This is a genomic window from Terriglobus albidus (genome assembly GCF_025685425.1).
Taxonomy (GTDB): domain Bacteria; phylum Acidobacteriota; class Terriglobia; order Terriglobales; family Acidobacteriaceae; genus Terriglobus; species Terriglobus albidus.
This window is the reverse complement of sequence record NZ_JAGTAS010000023.1, coordinates 36,312-51,406: the sequence shown is the minus strand read 5'-3', so window position 1 is coordinate 51,406 and position 15,095 is coordinate 36,312. Positions and strand designations below refer to the sequence as shown.

The 15,095-nt window shown below is 58.8% G+C and carries 9 protein-coding genes; 3 read left to right on the top strand and 6 right to left on the bottom strand.

Annotation, left to right across the window (positions count from 1 at the left end; genetic code table 11):
• Window positions 1-36: 36 nt before the first annotated feature.
• Genes OHL21_RS03060 through OHL21_RS03045 form a run of 4 tightly spaced genes read right to left on the bottom strand, consistent with a single transcriptional unit; the run spans window position 37 to window position 9,312 of the window.
• Complete coding sequence (locus tag OHL21_RS03060; protein WP_263415770.1) at window positions 37-1,548, bottom strand: efflux transporter outer membrane subunit; 1,512 nt, start codon at window positions 1,546-1,548, stop codon at window positions 37-39.
• Window positions 1,545-4,661, bottom strand: coding sequence for an efflux RND transporter permease subunit (locus OHL21_RS03055; RefSeq protein ID WP_263415769.1), 3,117 nt, complete (start codon window positions 4,659-4,661; stop codon window positions 1,545-1,547). The genes OHL21_RS03060 and OHL21_RS03055 overlap by 4 nt, the downstream gene beginning before the upstream one ends.
• Window positions 4,658-8,107 carry an efflux RND transporter permease subunit gene (locus OHL21_RS03050; protein ID WP_263415768.1) on the bottom strand — a complete coding sequence of 1,150 codons (3,450 nt, stop codon included), beginning with the start codon at window positions 8,105-8,107 and terminating at the stop codon, window positions 4,658-4,660. Before OHL21_RS03050 ends, OHL21_RS03055 begins: the two co-directional genes overlap by 4 nt.
• Window positions 8,104-9,312 (bottom strand): efflux RND transporter periplasmic adaptor subunit, encoded by a 1,209-nt coding sequence (locus OHL21_RS03045; RefSeq protein ID WP_263415767.1) that lies wholly within the window; start codon window positions 9,310-9,312, stop codon window positions 8,104-8,106. Before OHL21_RS03045 ends, OHL21_RS03050 begins: the two co-directional genes overlap by 4 nt.
• 155 nt (window positions 9,313-9,467) lie before the next feature.
• Here OHL21_RS03045 and OHL21_RS03040 point away from each other — a divergent pair, with 155 nt between their 5' ends.
• Together OHL21_RS03040 and OHL21_RS03035 are read left to right on the top strand one after the other, a co-directional pair.
• On the top strand, window positions 9,468-10,184 hold the full coding sequence (locus OHL21_RS03040) for a response regulator transcription factor (RefSeq protein ID WP_263415766.1): 717 nt from the start codon (window positions 9,468-9,470) through the stop codon (window positions 10,182-10,184).
• Complete coding sequence (locus OHL21_RS03035; RefSeq protein ID WP_263415765.1) at window positions 10,184-11,554, top strand: sensor histidine kinase; 1,371 nt, start codon at window positions 10,184-10,186, stop codon at window positions 11,552-11,554. The genes OHL21_RS03040 and OHL21_RS03035 overlap by 1 nt, the downstream gene beginning before the upstream one ends.
• Window positions 11,555-11,922: 368 nt before the next feature.
• Here OHL21_RS03035 and OHL21_RS03030 read toward each other — a convergent pair whose 3' ends face one another.
• Entirely contained in the window at window positions 11,923-13,509 is a 1,587-nt protein-coding gene (locus tag OHL21_RS03030; protein WP_263415764.1) for a methyl-accepting chemotaxis protein, read from the bottom strand.
• Between the two features lie 197 nt (window positions 13,510-13,706).
• Window positions 13,707-14,075 carry a hypothetical protein gene (locus OHL21_RS03025; RefSeq protein ID WP_263415763.1) on the bottom strand — a complete coding sequence of 123 codons (369 nt, stop codon included), beginning with the start codon at window positions 14,073-14,075 and terminating at the stop codon, window positions 13,707-13,709.
• A gap of 119 nt (window positions 14,076-14,194) precedes the next feature.
• Between OHL21_RS03025 and OHL21_RS03020 the strand changes: the two genes are divergently transcribed.
• Entirely contained in the window at window positions 14,195-14,926 is a 732-nt protein-coding gene (locus tag OHL21_RS03020) for a TetR/AcrR family transcriptional regulator (protein WP_263415762.1), read from the top strand.
• The last annotated feature ends 169 nt before the right edge of the window (window positions 14,927-15,095 follow it).

The window sequence follows — 15,095 nt, the reverse complement described above, 5'->3', positions numbered from 1 at the left end:
TTCAACGGGTAAAAGACGTAACACATGTCTTGCTCCTCATGGCTTCTTTGCCACGGCTGCTTCTGTCGGGAGATCCTGTGCGTTCCAACCGCCGCCAAGAGAGGCGATCAACTGTACCGCCGATGTCATCTGTTGTGTCTGGACCTGCACCAGCGACTGGCGATTGCTCAGCAGGCTGGTTTGCGCCGTGATGACGTTGAGATAAGAATCGACGCCAGTCTTGTAACGCGTATCCGCCAGGCTCAGGTAGTGTGACGAAGAATCCACCGCACGCTGCTGCTTTTCTGCCTGTTCCGCAAGCTGGCGGCTCGCCACCAGGTAGTCCTCTACCTCTTTGAACGCGTTGAGCACCGTCTGCCTGTAGGCTGCAACATTCGCACGGTACTGCGCCTCGTACCGCTGGACATTCGCGCGGCGCGCGCCGAAGTCGATAATCGTCTCCGTCGCGCTCGCACCCAATGACCAGAACAATGCACTCGTCGACACCAGGTTCGAGATCGTCGAAGACTGCGTTCCTCCACTGCCCGAGAGCGAGACCGTCGGGAAATACGCTGCCTTGTAGACACCAATCACCGCATTCGACTGTGCCACCGTCCGCTCGGCGGCTGCGATGTCAGGCCTGCGCTCCAGAAGCTGTGATGGCAGTCCCGTCGGAATGTACGGCACATGCACATCAATCGGGGATGCGGGCAGGCTGAAGCTCGAAGCCGATTCGCCCAGCAACAATGCAATCGCGTGCTCATACTGCGCACGGGTAGTTGCCACAGCCACTGCATTGGCCTCGGCAGTATGCAGTGTCGTCTCCGCCTGAACGACGTCCTGTTCAGAATCGATACCTGTCTGGAAGAGGCTCTGCGTCATGCGCAGTGACTCTTTGTACTGTTCGATGGTGCTGTTGTAGAGCACCTGCAGCGAGTCCTGACCACGTATCTCAAAGTAGTACTCGGCCAGCGATGCCTGCTCGCTCAATGTCTCGTTCGCAAGATCCGCCGCCGAAACCTGGGCCGCATTCTTCTGTGCACTGATATTGCTGCGGATGGAACCGAAGAGATCTGGTTCCCACGACGCCGAGCCTGAGAGCTCATAGCTCTGGCTGGACGAGCTGGTCGAGAGACGCGCCGTGCTCGACGTCCCTGTCCCTTGCGCGCTGACCGAGGGTCCTATGGTTGCGGATGGGAAGAGCGAGGCGCGCGCATTACGTACCACCGCGCGCGCCGCCATGTAATTTTCAAAGTACTGCTTGATGTTCTGGTTATTGATATTCAGCCGCTCTTCCAGCGAGTTGAGTTGCTGGTCCTGAAAGACCTCCCACCACTTGCCGCGAATCATGGCATCGGAAGGGTTCGCCTGCTTCCATCCATTGAGCTGTGCATCGGCCGATCCGGCGGCGTTCTCCTTATAAGTCACTGCGGGGGCGGTCGGCATATCTGGACGGACATACTTGGGTCCCACGCGGCAACCGGTCACCAGAGCCGCAATTACAACCATGCAGAGGACATCACGCAACCCGGCGAGTCGAGAGGAGTGGGAAATAAAAGGGGGATTCATTGAGCCTCCTGGCTTTGGGGCGTGAGATGAGAGGTAGAGCTTCCGGCTACAGCCTTACGTGAGAAGCGCTTCCGCAGGCGATCGAGGAAGAGGTAGATCACGGGTGTGGTGTACAGAGTGAGCACCTGGCTGACCAGCAGTCCGCCCAGAATGGTGAGTCCCAGAGGGCGGCGTAGCTCCGAGCCGATGCCAGTGCCGAAGGCCAGAGGAACTGCTCCGAAGAACGCCGCGGCAGTGGTCATCAGGATAGGCCGGAAGCGCAGCATACATGCTTCCAGAATGGCGTCTTCCGTCTCCATGCTGCGCTCGCGCTCCATCTGCAGCGCGAAGTCGATCATCATGATCGCATTCTTCTTCACAATACCGATCAGCAGGATGATGCCAATCAGCGAGATGACATCCAGCTCCGCATTGAAGAGCACCAGCGTGATAACTGCGCCCAGTGATGCCGAGGGCAGCGTTGTCAGGATGGTGATGGGGTGGATGAAGCTCTCGTAGAGCATGCCCAGTACGATGTAGATGGCGAAGATTGCAGTGGCAATCAGCAGAGGCTCGGTCTTCAACGAGGCCTGGTACTGCTCCGCCGTTCCCGAGAAGGTTCCGTGAACGCTGGTCGGAATATGGAGCGAGTTTTCCAGATTATGAATCTGCACGGTCGCATCGCTCAATGACGATCCGGGCGCCAGGTTGAAGGAGAGAGTAGACGACGGATAGAGACCGCTGTGATTGACCGACAGCGGGCCGGTCAGCGGTTTATAGCTGGTAATCGCCGCCATCGGTACAGAACCGGAGCCGGTCTGCACGTAGGTACTGCGTAGCGCATCAGGACTCAGTGAAAACTGCGGCTGCGCTTCCAGCACGACGTGATACTGATTCAGCGCCTTGTAGATGGTCGATGGCTGCGCCTGCGAGAACGAATAGTTCAGCACATTATCGATATCCGACGGTGTAATGCCCAGCCGGGCCGCAGTCAACCGGTCGAAGGTCAGATAGGCCTCAAGTCCTCCGGACTGCAGGTCTGTATCGACATCGGTGATCGACGGCAGCTTCCTCATCGCGAGGTAGAGCTTTGGGACATAGGTCTTCAGGTCCGCCGTCGTGTCTGCCTGCAGAGTGTACTGATACTGCGCATTCGACTGGCGCCCGCCAACGCGCAAATCCTGCGCTGCCATCAGGAAGGTCTGAGCTTCTTTCACCGCTGCAAGCTTCGGCCGCAGGCGATTGACCACATCAGCCGCGCTGATGTGACGCTGCTCCAGCGGCTTCAGTGCGATAAACATAAAGCCGCCGTTCGTCGTTCCCTGGCCACCCGTAAAACCCACGACGTTCTGCACCGCCGGATCGGCACGTACGATAGCGACGGCTTTCTTCAGTGCCTTGTCCATCATGTCGAAGGAGGCATCCTGCGGTCCGCGAAGTCCACCCATCAGCGCGCCGGTATCCTGCGTCGGGAAAAATCCTTTCTGCACCCGGGTGAGATACGTGACATTCATCGCAGCCGTCACGCAGAACAGGCCCAGGATCAGCCAGGCATGATCGCGGATCACCCAGCGCAGGCTGCGCCCGTATCCACGCACCAGTGCATCAAATGCGCGCTCCACCAGGCGGTAGAGCCTGCCATGCTTCTCGTCCTTTTCGTGCTTCAGCAGGAGCGAGCAGAGCATGGGCGTCGTCGTAAGCGATAGCACCATCGAGATCAGAATCGCCAGCGACAATGTCACGGCAAATTCGCGAAACAGACGGCCGATGATGCCGCCCATCATCAGGATGGGGATGAAAACAGCCAACAGCGATGCCGTGATGGATAGCACCGTGAAGCCGATCTCTTTGGCTCCCAGCAGGGCTGCCTGCTTCGGCTCGATACCCTCTTCGATGTACCGGGTGATGTTCTCCATCACTACGATGGCGTCGTCGATCACAAAGCCGGTAGAGATGGTCAGCGCCATAAGCGAGAGATTATCCAGCGAGTAGCCCAGCAGATACATCACGGCAAAGGTGCCGATCAGCGAGACCGGCACAGCAATGCCCGGGATCAGCGTTGCCCGCCAGTTCCGCAAGAAGACGAAGACCACCAGGATCACCAGAACGATGGAGATCATCATCGTCTTCTCGACGTCATGCAGCGAAGCGCGGATGGTGGTCGTGGAGTCCAGCACGAGCTGTAGGCGCTGCGATGCCGGGATGGCCAACTGCATGGCGGGCATCTCCGCCTTGATCTTGTCGACCGTATCGATGATGTTCGAGCCGGGCTGCTTGAAGACGATGATGCTAACGGAATCGTTCCCGTTGATGTAGCCGCCCGAGCGGGTGCTCTCGGTGGAGTCCACAACATCGGCGATATCTTCCAGCCTTACGGCGGCGCCGTTCTTCGTGCTGACAATCAGCGGCTTGTAGTCCGCGGCTTTCGACAGCTGATCATTGACCGTGATGTAGCTGGTGGTGTGGCCATCGGCGATGCTGCCCGTCGGTGTATGTGCGTTCTGGTTCTGCAGGAAGGTCGCAACATCACTCAGCTTCAAACCGTAGTGCTCAAGCTGCATCGGGTTGATCTCAACCCGCACCGCAGGCAGCGACGAACCCCCGACCGTGACCTGGCCTACACCCTGAATCTGCGAGAGCTTCTGTGCCAGGATGGTCGAGGCGGAGTCGTACATCGCTCCCTTCGAGGCAGAGCTCGAGGTTAGTCCCAGGATGGCGATGGGCCGGTCTGCCGAGTTGACCTTGCGGTACGTCGGATTCGAGGGCATGTTTGTCGGCAGGTAAGTGCGGGCCGCACTGATGGCCGCCTGCACATCACGCGCTGCAGCATTGATGTCACGGCCAAGCTCGAACTGCAGCGAGATGGTTGCCGATCCGGTAGAGCTCTGGCTGACCATCTCGGTAATGCCGGCGATGTGCCCGAACTGCCGTTCCAAAGGAGTGGCCACGGCCGCCGCCATCACCTCCGGCGATGCCCCAGGAAGACTCGCGTTGATGGAGATCGTCGGCGAATCAATCTGCGGCAGCGGCGAAACAGGCAACACACGAAACGCCAGTGATCCTGCGATCGCAATCGCCGCCGTCAACAGGATGGTTGCAATAGGACGTCGAATCGCTGGAGCCGAGAGATTCATGCCTCACTCTCCATCGGAAGGTCCGTCTCGTACGATCTGCTGGGACGAAGCTTGCGGCTGATGCGGTCAAACCACAGATAGATGACCGGCGTGGTGTACAGCGTGAGCAACTGGCTCACCAGTAGGCCGCCGACCATCGCGATACCCAGTGGACGGCGCAGCTCTGCACCGATGCCCTGCCCCAGAGCCAGCGGAATGCCGCCGAAGAGCGCCGCCAGCGTCGTCATCAGGATGGGACGGAAGCGCAGCAGCGATGCCGTGTAGATGGCTTCCTCGGGAGTCTTGCCCTCCTCCCGCTCAGCCTGCATGGCGAAGTCTACGATCATGATGCCGTTCTTCTTCACGATGCCGATCAGCAGCACGATGCCGATGATGCCAACAATGCCAAGATCCTGCCGGCAGATCATCAGCGCCAGCAGCGCTCCTACACCTGCCGAAGGCAGCGTGGACAGAATGGTGAGCGGATGGATAAAGCTCTCATACAACACGCCCAGCACGATATAGACCGTCACCAGTGCGGCCAGCACCAGCAGACCTTCATTCGCCAGCGAGTTCTCATACGAGGCCGCTGTGCCCTGGAACCTGGTCTGTACGTTCACCGGCAGATTGAGGTCCTTCTCGACCTTGTGAATGGCATCCACCGCCTGGCTGAGATGGACACCTGGCGCCAGATTGAAGCTGATGGTTACAACCGGGAACTGTCCCTGGTGATTGACTGTAAGCGGCGTCAACTTCTTTTCAACCGAGGTAAACGCCGACAACGGAATCGGCAACGCGCGCGATGTCGAAGAGGAACTGCTTCCTGCGCCTGAAGCGCTACCCGAAGTTGCCGCCGTGCCGGCAGTGCCTGAGCCGCCGGTGCCACCGGAAGCCGCCGTGCCCGTTGAGGCCGCAGTGGTCGATGCGGTCTGCAATACAGAGCTCGCGACGCCGCCGGCCAGTGAGTTGGCGCTCGCACTGTTGCTGAGCTGCGAGGTCGAGGAGGTAGTCGCCAAGGATGACGAAGCCGAACTCACAGCACTCACGCCCGAGGTCGAGCTCGCCGTCAGTTGGGAGGCCGGCGTCGTGCTTCCCGAACCTGATCCACCACCGCTGCCGGTCGAAGAGGAAGAGCTGCTGCTGCCCTGCAGATAGATGGAGTCGAGTCCGCGGGGCGAACTCTGAAACTGCGATTGCGCCTCGAGGATTACGTGATACTGGTTCGTCTGCGAATACAACGTCGTGACCTGGCGCTGCCCAAAGGCGTCGTACAGCGTATCGTCCAGCGTCTGCGGCGAGACACCCAGGCGCGATGCGGTCACACGATCGATCGAAAGCGCCATGGCATTTCCGTTTGGAGCCTCATCCGTTGCGACATCCTGTAGCTGCGGCAGCTTGCGCAAACGGTCGACCAGCTTCGCCGTCCATGCGCTCAGCTCTTCCGAGTCAGGATCTTCGACGGTGTACTGATACTGCGTGCGGCTGACACGGTCTTCGACCGTCAGGTCCTGCACCGGCTGCAGATAGGTCTGGATGCCGGTGACCTTGTTCATCTTCTCGCGTAGCCTTTGGATGATCTCGGTGGCGTTCTGCTTACGCTCCGACAGCGGCTTCAGATTGATCTGCAGACGGCCGGTGTTCAAAGTAGTGTTGGTTCCGTCGATGCCGACAAATGAGACCACCGACTTCACCGCGGAATCGGCCAGTGCCACGCGCGCGACGGCCTGCTGCCGTTGCGTCATCGCGTCGAAGCTCGTCGCCTCAGGCGCCTGCGTTATTGCCTGAATCAGACCAGTATCCTGGGTCGGGAAGAACCCCTTGGGGATGTAGTAATAAAGCAGGCCTGCCGTCACGACGGTCACCACCGCAACGAAGAGCGTCGTCCGCTGCCGCTCCAGCACCCAGGTCAGAGTGCGGCCATAGAACGCGATGATGCGATCGAAGACGTGCTCCGACCACGCATAGAACCGTCCCTCATCTTCCGGTGGGGTATGCCGCAACAGACGCGAAGACATCATCGGCGTCAGCGTCAGGGAGACCACCGCTGAAATCACAATCGTTACCGCCAGCGTGACCGCGAATTCGCGGAAGAGCCGTCCAGTGATATCACTCATGAAGAGCAGCGGAATTAGAACCGCAATCAAGGAAACCGTCAGAGAAAGGATCGTAAAGCCGATCTCGGAGGCGCCCTTCAGCGCTGCCTCCATCGGTCTCATACCTTCCTCCAGATAGCGGCTGATGTTCTCAATCATCACGATGGCGTCGTCCACAACGAAGCCGGTCGAGATGGTAAGCGCCATCAGGGTCAGGTTGTTGAGGCTGTACCCCAGCGCATACATCGCGGCAAAGGTGCCGACAAGCGAAAGAGGAACCGCAACCGCTGGGATAATCGTCGCCCGCCACGAACGCAGGAAGACGAAGATCACAGCAACCACCAGGACGATGGTGAGCATCAACTCGAACTCGACGTCTTCCACCGAAGCCCGCACCGTGGTCGTACGGTCGGTCAGCGTCTTCACCTGCACAGAGGCCGGGAGGCTCGACTTCAACTGCGGCAGCAGCGCCTGGATAGAGTCCACCACCTTGATGGTGTTGGCGTTCGACTGCCGCTGAATGTTGACGATAATCGCGGGCGTCTCGCCAGACCACGCGGCCAGCTTTGCATTCTCAACACCATTGGTGACGTTCGCCACGTCCTTCATCAACACCGCATTGCCATTCTTGTAAGCAACGACGATGTTCTTGTACTGCTCGGCGGAGGTGATCTGGTCGTTCGCGTCAATCGTGTAGGCCTGCTGCGGCCCGTTGAAGGTTCCTTTGGCTCCGTTGACGCTGGCATTCGAGATTGCGGTCCGCAGCTCCTCCATCGTCAGGCCGAATGACGCCAGCGTGGCCGGATTCGCCTGAATGCGCACGGCGGGCTTCTGTCCACCCTGAATCGTAACCAGGCCCACGCCGGAGAGTTGCGAGATCTTGGGCGCCAGGCGCGTATCCGCAAGGTCTTCAACCTGCGAGAGCGTCAGGCTCTTCGAGGTAAGCGCCAGCGTCAGCACCGGAGCATCCGCGGGATTGGTCTTGCTGTACGTCGGCGGAATTGGCAGGTCAGACGGCAGATAGCTGTTCGCCGCGTTGATCGCCGCCTGCACCTCCTGCTCGGCGACGTCGATATCTTCTGAGAGGGCAAACTGCAGCACGATGACCGATGCTCCGCCCGAGGAGGTGGAGGTCATCTGTGTCAGTCCCTGGATCTGGCCGAATTGTTTCTCCAGCGGCCCCGTCACAGTGGACGACATCACGTCAGGGCTCGCGCCGGGATAAAAGGTCTGCACCTGGATGGTGGGATAGTTCACCTCCGGCAGCGCCGAGATCGGCAACTGCAGATAGGCCACAACTCCCACCAGGAGGATCGCCACCATGAACAGGATGGTGGCAACCGGGCGTTGAATGAAAGGCCGTGACAGGCTCATCGTGCCGGCCTCTTGCCCGCATTTGCATGCGGTGCGCCCGCGATGCTGACCTGTGCACCGTCCTGAATGCGATCGAAGTTACTGGTAACAACCAGATCCCCGACGTTCAGGCCTTCAATCGCCGACTTCGCACCTTCGGTGTTGACCACCGTGATGTTCTGGAGGTGGACCTTGTCTTCCTTGTCTACCGTATACACAAAGGCCTGCTGGCCGTTGTACTGCACGGCAGCGGTGCTGATGATCTTCGCGTTCTCCAGGCGATTCACCTCAAGCCGCGCGTTGACGAACTGATTCGGGAACAACGCACGGTCCTTGTTCTCAAACTCAGCGCGGAGGCGAACTGTCCCGGTTGAGGTGTCCACCTGGTTGTCGAAGGTCAGCAGCTTACCCGTAGCCAGCTTGTTGGCCTGCGACCGGTCATAGAGGTCAACCGTCAGGCCGGACTTCTGCGCCGCGATCTGCCGCTGCACCGCGGGCATATGATCTTCGGCGATGGAGAAGACCGTCGTGATGGGATTCAGTTGTGTGATGGTGGCAATCGTCGAGCTTGAGCCAGAGAAGATGGTGTTACCCGGATCGATCAGACGAAGTCCGATGCGCCCACTGATCGGCGCCACGATGTGGCAGTACGAGAGCTGCACCTTGTAGTACTGCACCAGGCCTTCATCATTCTGGACTGTGCCCTCGGCCTGCCGAACGGCAGCTTCCTGGTCAAAGACGGTCTGTTGCGGGATGGCCTTCTGCGCGTAGGCATCCTGATAGCGCTTCAGGTTGATGCGGTCCTGCTCCAGGGTGGCGGTGTCACGCGTCAAGGAACCTTGCGCCTGCTTCAGTTGCGCCTCGGTTGGCTGCGGATCGATCTCGACCAGCGACTGGCCTTTCTCCACCATCTGGCCTTCACGGTAGTTCACCGACAGCACGCGGCCGCTCACCTGGCTGTAGACATTCACCGTCTGGAGCGGAGTGACAGTCCCCAGGGCATCAAGGAAGATATCCATCGGACCCTGCTGAACCTGCTCGACGTTCACCGAGGCCCCGCCGCCCATGGGAGGTCCCCCAAACTGCGGCGGCGCCGGTTTATGCAACAGCGGCAGTAGCAAAACTCCGATGACAAGAAAGACCAGCAGCCATGCCAGCCAGTGACGCTTCTTTTTTCGCCGGACCTCTGTCTCAGTGGTCGTGGTTGCGGTTGCCGACTCAGCCATGGTTCTTTCCCTGTCCTTTGGCGAGATGTCTCGCAACTGTAAAGACGGGGAAATTGCCGTTACGATCGTCACGATTCGTAACAGTTTGTAACCGGCCGCACGCGGTTGCCTTCGTGGAGCACAATATGGGATGAGGTAAGGAAGGGAGAAGTGAAGTGGCAGGCAAGTCCGATGCAGCCGAGTCCGTATTGATTGTGGACGATGATATCCAGCTCTGCGATATGCTGCAGCACTACCTTTCCACTCACGGATGGCGCGTCAGCACGGCACATACCGGCGAAGAGGGTATTCGCCACGCGCGCGAGGAGGAGCCTGACCTGCTGATTCTGGACGTGATGCTGCCCGATATTGAAGGGTTCGAGGTGCTTCGCCGCCTGCACAAGATCCGGCCGTATCGCGTGCTTCTGCTCACAGCGCGAGGCGAAGAGGTCGATCGTATCGTCGGTCTTGAGATGGGTGCAGACGACTATCTGGGCAAGCCTTTCAATCCGCGGGAACTGATGGCTCGCATGAAGGCTATCCTCCGCCGCTCGCAGCACAGCGCGGATCCCGTCAGTTCTTCGGCAAGCTCCGAGTTCCGCGTCGATGCCCGTAAACGTGAGATCTTCTTTCGCGAGCGCCGCATCCCGCTTACCGACATCGAGTTCACGCTGCTGCAGTATCTTCTGGGCCGCGTGGATGAAGTGGTAAGCCGTGACGATATCTCCATGGCCCTCTTCGAGCGAGAGTCCCGCCCCTACGATCGCGCGGTCGATATGAACATCTCGCGGCTGCGCAAGAAGCTGGAGGAACTTTCAGGCTTTTGCGGAAAGATCCGCTCCATCCGTAACAGCGGCTACATGTTCATCATGGACGAGGAAGCTGAGGCCTGATGCGCACCTTCTTCCTGCAGATGTTTCTCGCGTTCTGGGTCTCGATTATCGGTATCTTCCTGGTGGCGACCGCGCTGAATCCCGACCAGGAACACGGATCGCTTGAGAACATCTTTGCCTTTGCACAGGCAGACGCCACCAAGGTCCATGCCCTTGCCGTAGGCGCCTATGAACGCCACGGCTGCGAGGGCTTTCAACATGTTGGCGAGGAGTACCTGCTCGCCGATGTGCACGGGGAGATCCTTTGCGGCGACATGATTTCAGAGAAGATGACTGCAGTCATCCGTCGAGCCTTAGAAAAAAAGGATGTACAGGGTGTGCACGACGGTTCGATGTGGGTGACGGCCACGCCGTACTCCACTGCAACAGCAGAGTACGTCGTTCTGCATCGCGGCCCCTACATCAGACGCCCGTGGTTCCCGCACATGCCTTTTGTGGCACTGCCGGTCTCGATGATGGTGACCTTCCTCTTCGCCCTCCTGCTGACGCGGCCGGTACGTGCTCTTTCGCGTGCGTTCCGGGAGTTCTCCAGTGGCGATCTCGCGGTGCGTCTGCCGGTCGAACGACGGCCCTGGAGCGGTGTCGGAGGCGCTGATGTCCGCAGCCTGATGCTGGATTTCAACTCCATGGCCGACCGCATCAGTTCGCTGATCCAGGCACAGAAGATGCTGGTGCGCGATGTCAGTCACGAGCTGCGTTCGCCGCTGGCACGGCTCCGCCTGGCGCTGGAGATGGCCCGCGAAGAGAGCCCCCAACCCCTCTCCTCATTGGATCGCATGGAGGTCGAGGCCGAGCGTGTCAACGAGCTCATTGGCCAGATGCTGACACTCTCGCTGATGGAGAGCACGCGCGAGATCTCTCCCAAGGAACGCATCGACATCGTAGAGCTGATCGAATCGCAGCTTCCCGACCTGCAGTTTGAAGCGGCTGCGCGCGGCCGCAGTGTATTTTTCCAATCAGCAAGCCCATCGCTCTTCGTGGAAGGCAATGCCGAGCTGCTGCGGCGAACGACAGAAAACGTCGTTCGCAATGCGATTCGTTTCACCGCAGCCAATACGGAGGTTAGCATCTCGATCAAGGCTGACGATGTTCTTGAACCTGCTCACAAACGGAGACCGGCCGTATCGCGGCCTGTGGTCGCCATTGAGATCGCCGATCACGGCCCCGGAGTTCCGGAAGAGAGTCTTCCCCTTCTCTTCCGTGCCTTCTATCGCACTGACAGCGCGCGTCGTGATTCAACCGGAGGATTCGGCGTGGGACTCTCTATCGCCGAGCGTGCGGTGCACCTTCATGGCGGCACGATCTCGGCGGCAAATCGTCGCGGGGGTGGTTTGGTGATTTCGATTCATCTGCCGAGACTGGTGGATTGAAGCTCGATGCCTTTTTTGTTGTCATTTCGTAGCGAAGCGGAGAAATCTGCTCTTATCTCATCTTCGCTTCAGTGAAGAATGAGTGTCGCGCGTGGCGCGATATCTTTCCCGATCTTGAGTCATGCAAAGAACGCTGTAGCAGAAAAGCAGATTTCTCCGTTCCCCTCGGTCACTGCGAAATGACACACGAAAAATGGACAAAAATTCGGGGAGCCTGACGGCTCCCCGGGAGTGTGTGCAGCAGCGAAATGTGGAATTAGAGCATTTTCCCTGTTGCTGGGTATCCCCGAAGAGGAGTGCAGCGGCGTTTTCATTGCGGAAAACGCCCATGGATATTGAGGCCCTGCACTACACGTACAGGAAATGCTCTAGAACTCCACAAAGTTTGCGTCGTTCCCGCCGCCGGCAGCGATCGGGACCGCTACTGGACGCATCATCGCTTTTGCGGCCTTTGCAACAGGCTTTGCGTCAGGCTTTATCGAAAATCTCTCCGCTCCACGCTGCACCTCCCTACGGGAGGAGGTGCGCAGACCAACCATAGCCCCAAGCCGGGCAGCCAGTTCGTGAAGCGCTCCCGACTGCGCATTCAGCTGCTCAGCGGCTGCGGCAGACTCCTCAGCATTTGACGCATTTTTCTGCGTGACCGACTCCATGCGTGAGATGGCATGTGCGATCTGACCCACGCCGCCAACCTGCTCCGAAGACCCATCGCCGATCTGGTCGACCAGCGACTTGATCTCAGCAAAGGATCCTTCCAACTTGCTTCCCGCCTGAACCAGAGATTCGATCTTATGGCGGCCGTCTTCGGCATTGGTCAGTGCTGCTCCGATCAGAGCCGAGGTTTCATGTGCTGCTTCGGCCGAGCGTTGCGCGAGGTTGCGCACCTCTTCGGCGACCACTGCGAAGCCTGCTCCAGCCTCACCGGCACGGGCCGCTTCTACCGCTGCATTCAGAGCCAGGATATTGGTCTGGAACGAAATCTTGTCGATGACGCTGATGATCTTCGCAATCTGCTGCGAACTCTCATTGATGCCGGTCATCGCGTTGACGCACTCCTTCACAGCCGCGGCGCTCTGCTGGGAGGTGCTAACGGCAGTGCCGACAATTCCCATCGCCGCGCGCGCATTGTCCGCGTTGCGCTTCGCCATGGATGAGATCTCTTCGGAAGAGGCCGACGTCTCTTCGATCATCGCCGCCTGCTCCGAGCTGTCGCGAGCCAGATTCTGGCTGGACGACGAGATCTGTGACGCAGCGGAGGCAATCTGTTCAGCACCCTGATTCAGGTCGAGCACGTTCTTGCGCAGCTCGCGTTCCAGCCGAATGACTACCCACGTCACCACGCCCGCAACGCCAAGAGCAAGGAAAAGCAATGTCCAGGCGGCGGTGTCAGACGCAACGATCGCACCATGAGCCTTCTGGTTCGCCTCAGCCATGATGTCTTTCTGGTGTTCAAGAAGCTGCTTGCTGATGTTATCGACTTCCTCGAGCGGCTGGACCAACTGATTCAGGTTTACGTCCTGCGCGGCTTGCAGATCATGCGCATTCACCGCCGCGTTGAACCGCGCGAAGATGGGGTCGATGCGGTCGAGTGTGGACTCTGTCTTATCCAGCAGCGCCGCGCCGGCGCCTCCCACTCCAATCTCACGAACGGACTTGAGCGATTTCCGAAGCGCAGTCTCATGCTCCGCGTACTCCCCTGCACGCTTGGAGGCTACAGTCCAATTACCTAACGCTGCCTGCGCGAGCTCACCACGTTGTGCGGCAAGCATCTCAGAGCCTGCTGCGTCTGCAAGACCTGCGAGATAGAACTTCTGTGCGTCTTTCAGGCCAAGTTCCTGGATTGTGTCTCCAAGAGTGCTGACGCGATATACGAATGCAACACCGAGAACTGCTACCAGGAGAGTCAAAGCGCCTGTGGCGCTTAAAAGCTTTTGTTTGATTGTGAGGTCTTTCATGGGTCGAACCTCCTTATCTTTATGTCGTATTCATCGACACGCTCAAAGGAAGCAATAGCGCTTTCGCCGGGTTACCTTGGTGCGTCAAGAGGTCACCACAAATTACCTGCATTCAGATATATGAATGCAAGCGGACACAACAAATCCCTCTGCCGCACTGGCAGCAGAGGGAGGTTACCTGGATTCAGAACGAATCGTTATTTGGCCTTTGTGGCGTCAAACGTGCCACTGACGCCAAAGGGATCGACCGTCGTATTCCCGGAGATCTTCTCGCCATCCAATTTCCCGTCAAAGCTCAGCAAAAGCGCGGTGCCGTTATAGTCGCCAGGTTGCGACCACTTGATCTGCTGGCCATCAAGCTTGCCGGTCACCTTGGCCTCTCCAGCTTCGCCCTTGCAGCTGCCTGACAGATCTGCTCCCGCCTGAACGAAATTACACTCCATTTCGCTGTCACTGCCGCCGACCGACAGGTGGACCTTCCATTTGCCGCTGGCGTCGGGGGCGGCAGCGGTCTGCGCGAACGAGAGGGTGGAGAGCAGGGTGAGCGAGGCGACGAAGAGTCTCATGAAGGGATTGACCTTTCCGGTGCACATGAATTACATACGTGTGAACACGCATTAATCTATACCGCCGGACGTCAATACTGTCCAGCAAAATTCTTTTCTCCCTTGGAGGGCTCTTTCCCATGCTCCTGGCAGGCTTTGAGGCAGTTCCGCCGCCTCACGTACCATCGTTGGTGATGAAGCACGACAGACCACTGACCAAACACGCCATTAAAAGCAAGGCCACCCGCGATGCCCTGCTGAAGGCGGCCGAACAGATCTTTGCGCGGGACGGATACGAGCGGGCACAGATCGATGAGATCGCCCAGCTGTCGGGCCGAACCCGCGGAGCCGTCTATGCGCAGTACAAGACCAAAGAACAGCTTTTCTTCGCCGTGCAGGAACAGCAGATCGAGATCGCGAAGGCGGAGCTACAGACATTGCTCTCGAAGGTCGAGGCAGAAGACTATGCCGGTAAGCTTGCCGCTCTGCGCGAGTTCTACAGCAACCTGCGCGAACCACGCTCCGGCATTCTTGACCTGGAACTGAAGCTCTACGCGCTGCGCCATCCGGAGTCGGCCGCTGCCTGGGCGGAACGTTACACCCGCATCTTTGCTCCCGGGAACTTCGCCAAAGAGTTCAGCCTTGCCCAACTGCCTGGACACTCCAAACTCAGCAGCCGGGTTCTGGCTCTGCCGGCGGTGAAGACGGCATTGATCCTCGCGATGGAGTTCCTGCCGGATCATCTGCCGCAGAGCGAGGCCAGGCTGATGCTCAAGGAGATCTTTGACGGGCTGTTTCCGCCGGATACGGTTCGCAGTGGTACGCCCAAGAAGAAAGCACGGGCTGTTCGTAAAAAAACGACAGGGGCGTAGACCAGTTGTTTGTCATTTCGCAGCGACCGAAGGGAGCGGAATGACAAACAAAAAAGAAACGATCGTGGCACGAGAGAGGGGAACCTGGTCACCCACAAAAAAGTCGACTTCCAATTTACATCCGTGCAAGCACGCATTTAATGTGATTGCCTACATCGAAGTCCCCGGA

What these genes read in the sequence shown, in the direction of transcription:
- OHL21_RS03030 (WP_263415764.1), bottom strand. Translation starts at nt 13,509, where the DNA reads ATGAAAGACCTCACAATCAAACAAAAGCTTTTAAGCGCCACAGGCGCT.
- OHL21_RS03045 (WP_263415767.1), bottom strand. Translation starts at nt 9,312, where the DNA reads ATGGCTGAGTCGGCAACCGCAACCACGACCACTGAGACAGAGGTCCGG.
- OHL21_RS03020 (WP_263415762.1), top strand. Translation starts at nt 14,195, where the DNA reads ATGCTCCTGGCAGGCTTTGAGGCAGTTCCGCCGCCTCACGTACCATCG.
- OHL21_RS03060 (WP_263415770.1), bottom strand. Translation starts at nt 1,548, where the DNA reads ATGAATCCCCCTTTTATTTCCCACTCCTCTCGACTCGCCGGGTTGCGT.
- OHL21_RS03050 (WP_263415768.1), bottom strand. Translation starts at nt 8,107, where the DNA reads ATGAGCCTGTCACGGCCTTTCATTCAACGCCCGGTTGCCACCATCCTG.
- OHL21_RS03035 (WP_263415765.1), top strand. Translation starts at nt 10,184, where the DNA reads ATGCGCACCTTCTTCCTGCAGATGTTTCTCGCGTTCTGGGTCTCGATT.
- OHL21_RS03055 (WP_263415769.1), bottom strand. Translation starts at nt 4,661, where the DNA reads ATGAATCTCTCGGCTCCAGCGATTCGACGTCCTATTGCAACCATCCTG.
- OHL21_RS03025 (WP_263415763.1), bottom strand. Translation starts at nt 14,075, where the DNA reads ATGAGACTCTTCGTCGCCTCGCTCACCCTGCTCTCCACCCTCTCGTTC.